Annotated in this window: 1 protein-coding gene; it reads right to left on the bottom strand. The window is 53.7% G+C overall.

The features are described 5' to 3' along the window. Window positions 1-42 precede the first annotated feature (42 nt). On the bottom strand, window positions 43-257 hold a 215-nt coding region (locus tag AC0I8G_RS26040; RefSeq protein ID WP_471732525.1), incomplete at its 5' end, for a hypothetical protein.

Here is a 257-nt window from a genome sequence, read left to right as displayed (position 1 = left end):
AACCGATTTAGAACCAGGGAAACGGGCAGATAACGTGAGCGATCAGTTCTTTTCTTTATTTTTCATTCGGTTGAGCAACACTGTTGCCACCTGGGTTAACGCAGAAAATGCGCGATTACGGCGCAATTGCTGGGCGTTGCGCACCAGCACAATGCAAGCGCTATACCAGCTGCATCGGCCGGCCAGCGAGCGCGCGGCGGCCGTTATTAGATGGAACCATCCATCGGAGCGGCAACTCGAAACCCAAAGACCTACAC

It is taken from the genome of Kineococcus sp. AC630 (genome assembly GCF_979255925.1).
This window is presented reverse-complemented; position numbering and strand designations above follow the sequence as displayed.